Annotated in this window: 4 protein-coding genes; all 4 read left to right on the top strand. The window is 46.1% G+C overall.

The window, feature by feature from the left end; all coding sequences use genetic code 11:
• The first annotated feature begins 72 nt into the window (after positions 1 to 72).
• Positions 73 to 447, top strand: a complete 375-nt coding sequence (locus ACQY26_RS04530) for an acetyl-CoA carboxylase biotin carboxyl carrier protein (protein ID WP_428047940.1) — start codon at positions 73 to 75, stop codon at positions 445 to 447.
• Between the two features lie 2 nt (positions 448 to 449).
• Positions 450 to 1,826 carry an acetyl-CoA carboxylase biotin carboxylase subunit gene (gene accC, locus ACQY26_RS04535; RefSeq protein ID WP_428047941.1) on the top strand — a complete coding sequence of 459 codons (1,377 nt, stop codon included), beginning with the start codon at positions 450 to 452 and terminating at the stop codon, positions 1,824 to 1,826.
• Positions 1,810 to 2,277: an adenylyltransferase/cytidyltransferase family protein gene (locus ACQY26_RS04540; protein ID WP_428047942.1), complete on the top strand. Its 468-nt coding sequence runs from the start codon at positions 1,810 to 1,812 to the stop codon at positions 2,275 to 2,277. Before accC ends, ACQY26_RS04540 begins: the two co-directional genes overlap by 17 nt.
• 55 nt (positions 2,278 to 2,332) lie before the next feature.
• Positions 2,333 to 3,372: aminotransferase class I/II-fold pyridoxal phosphate-dependent enzyme (locus tag ACQY26_RS04545; protein WP_428047943.1), on the top strand; the 1,040-nt coding region annotated here is incomplete at its 3' end.

The following is a 3,372-nucleotide window of genomic DNA, read 5'->3' on the forward strand; positions in this document are numbered from 1 at the left end:
GCAGGATATTCATCTTGTATAAATTTCCAATATTCCGCTATAAAATGGTAATATATATAAACAGGAGATTTTATGGATACAAAAACCCTTTCCGATTTTATCGCATGGTCAAAAAACACGGACTTACAGGAAGTAGTATTTAAAAAAGACGGCGTTTGCGTTGAGATTTCTACAGCGGCAAAAAACCCGAAAGCTTCCGATTTTTCTTGCAAACTTACCCCGGTAAAAGCGCCGGCTGTAGGCATATACAGCTTCGGCAAAAAGGGAAAAGCCGTAACCGTTAAAGAAAATATGCCCGTAAAACAAGGCGATATTTTGGGTTACGTTGAAATGAACAAAACTTTGAAAGAAGTTTCCGCCCCCGTAAAAGGCACGGTAAAAATCAATTTGGCTTCCGAAGGCTCCGCCGTAGAATACGGCCAGCCGCTTTTCTTTATAGAACCCTAATTATGACAAAAGAAACCATAAAACCTTTTAATAAAGTTCTTATCGCCAACAGAGGCGAAATAGCCTTGCGTATAATCCGCACGCTTAAAGAAATGAATATAAAATCCGTAGCGGTTTATTCCGAAGCGGACAAATTTTCGGCACACGTAAGCCAAGCCGACGAAGCCGTCTGCATAGGCCCGGGGCCGTCTTCATTAAGTTACTTAAATATCGACGCCATTATAGCCGCCTGCAAAATTACCGGCGCGCAGGCCGTGCACCCGGGTTACGGTTTTTTATCCGAAAACGCCCGCTTCGCTCAGGCCGTCATTGACAACGGTATGACTTTTATCGGCCCCAGCCCGGAAGCTATTTTAAAACTGGGCGAAAAGGCCCACGCCAGAGCCTTGGCTATTTCCGCCAAAGTGCCCGTAATACCCGGTTCCGACGGAATTGTGGAAAAAGACTTCCTTAAAGCCGCAAAAAAAGTAGGTTTTCCCATAATGATTAAAGCCACTATGGGCGGCGGCGGAAGGGGTATGCGCCCGGCTTTCGGGGAAGAAGACTTCCAAAAAGCTTTAGACACCGCCCAAGGCGAAGCCAAAGCCGCTTTCGGCGACGGCAGAGTCTATTTTGAAAGACTGGTTTTAAATCCGCGCCATATAGAAGTGCAAATGGCCGCAGATAATTACGGCAATGTGGTCGCTTTCGCCGAAAGGGATTGCTCCATGCAGCGCAAAAACCAAAAACTTATTGAGGAATCCCCTTCCCCGTTCGTTACGACGGAAGTAAGGAAAGAACTTTGCGCCGCGGCCATGCGCCTTGCAAAAGCCGCTAAATACAGCGGCGTGGGTACGGTTGAATTTTTAATGGACGAAAACCATGACTTCTATTTTATGGAAGTTAACACGCGCTTGCAAGTTGAACACCCTGTAACGGAACTTGTAAGCGGAATGGACTTGGTTAAATTGCAAATAGATATTGCCCAGGGCAAAAAGCTTGAAATAACGCCCGAGCGCGCCCTTGAAGTGCACTGCCACGCCATAGAACACCGTATAAACGCGGAAGATTATAAAAAGAATTTTATGCCCTGCCCCGGCACGATTGAAGAATGGTCGCCTTCCGGCGGACTCGGTATACGTTTGGACAGCCACGTTCACACCGGCTACACCATACCTTCTTTTTACGACAGCCTTATAGCGAAGCTGATAGTTTTCGCCCCGGAAAGGCAAACTGCTTTAAAACGCAGTAAAAGAGCTTTGAACGAATTTACCGTAAAAGGCGTAAAAACGACGATAGACTTCCATAAGATAATGGTAAACGATGAGGATTTTGCATCCGGCAACATGAATACCGGCCTTGTGGAAAGAATTATAAAAAAAGATGAAAGCAACAGATAAAATTTTGACCTGGCCCCAGGCTGAAGAATATGTAAAAGAACAGAGAAAACAAGGCAAGAGCGTGGCTTTTACCAACGGCTGTTTTGACATACTCCACGCCGGGCACGTCAGCATTTTGGAATTTTCCAAGAATCAAGCCGATATACTTATACTCGGCATAAACAGCGACGCTTCCGTAAAAAGGCTTAAAGGGCCCAGCCGCCCGATTAACTCCCAGGAAGACAGAGCTTTGGTGTGTGCGTCTTTACAGGCGGTTGACGCGGTAGTCGTTTTTGATCAGGATACGCCTTATGAACTTATAAAATTAATCGTGCCGGACGTCTTGATAAAAGGGGCCGATTATAAAGAGGAGAACGTCGTAGGCAGGGAATTTGCCAAAAAGGTGGCTCTCTACCCGATACTTGAAGGCCGCTCCACCACAAACACCATTAAAAAAGCGGCTCAGAAATAGATTTTAAGTTTATCTTAAATATAGAGAAATTATAATTAAACCGAAGGTATAAACTATGGCAGATATTTTTGAAAAATGCAGGAACTTTAAAGACGCTAAAGCTTTAATGCGTTTAGGGATTTACGGTTACTTCCAGCCGATATCCTCCGCACAGGCGCCGGAAATAGAACTGGACGGTAAAAAATACATAATGGCCGGATCAAACAATTATCTGGGTTTGGCCAATGACCCCGAGATGAAGAAAGCCGCCGCAGAAGCGGCTTTGGCCAGAGGCACAGGTTCCGCCGGTTCCAGATTTTTAAACGGGAACACCAAATACGCAAATGATCTTGAAGCGAAATTAGCGAAATTTAAAGGCAAAGAGGCAGGGCTTATATTCTCCGCCGGGTACCAAATGAATTTGGGCGTGATTTCCAGCCTGCTCAAAAAAGGCGACGTAGCTATAGTCGACAAACTTGACCACGCCAGCATCTTGGACGGAGTAAAGCTTTCCGAAGCCGAAATGGTGCGTTTTAAACACAATGATATGGAAGATTTGGAAAGAGTGCTTTCCAAAATAGACGACAGCAAAGGTAAACTTATAATCGTAGACGGCGTATTCAGCATGGAAGGCGATATCTGCAATCTGCCGGAAATCGTCAAACTCGCCAAGAAATACGGCGCCAGAATTATAGTCGACGACGCTCACGCCACCGGCATTTTAGGCAAAACCGGCCGCGGCACCTGTGAGCATTTCGGTTTGGAAAACGGCGAAGTCGATTTGGTGGTAGGCACCTGCTCCAAGACATTCGCGACGGTAGGCGGCTTTGTTGTAGGCGACGCGGACGTAATCCATTATATCCGCCACAGCGCAAGAAGCCAGATATTTTCCGCCGCTTTGCCGCCGGCTTCAATAGCTTCAATAGATAAAGCTTTGGACTTGATTTGGGATGATATGTCCCGCAAAGACAAGCTTTGGGCCAATACCAAACGCCTTAAAGAAGGCTTTTTAAAGCTCGGCTTTAACATCGGCGCGACGCAGACCCCGATAGTGCCCATATTCATCGGCACCATGGAAAACTGCTTTAAAATGTGGCGCGCCACTTTTGACGAAGG

It is taken from the genome of Candidatus Proelusimicrobium excrementi (genome assembly GCF_937881865.1).
GTDB lineage: Bacteria > Elusimicrobiota > Elusimicrobia > Elusimicrobiales > Elusimicrobiaceae > Proelusimicrobium > Proelusimicrobium excrementi.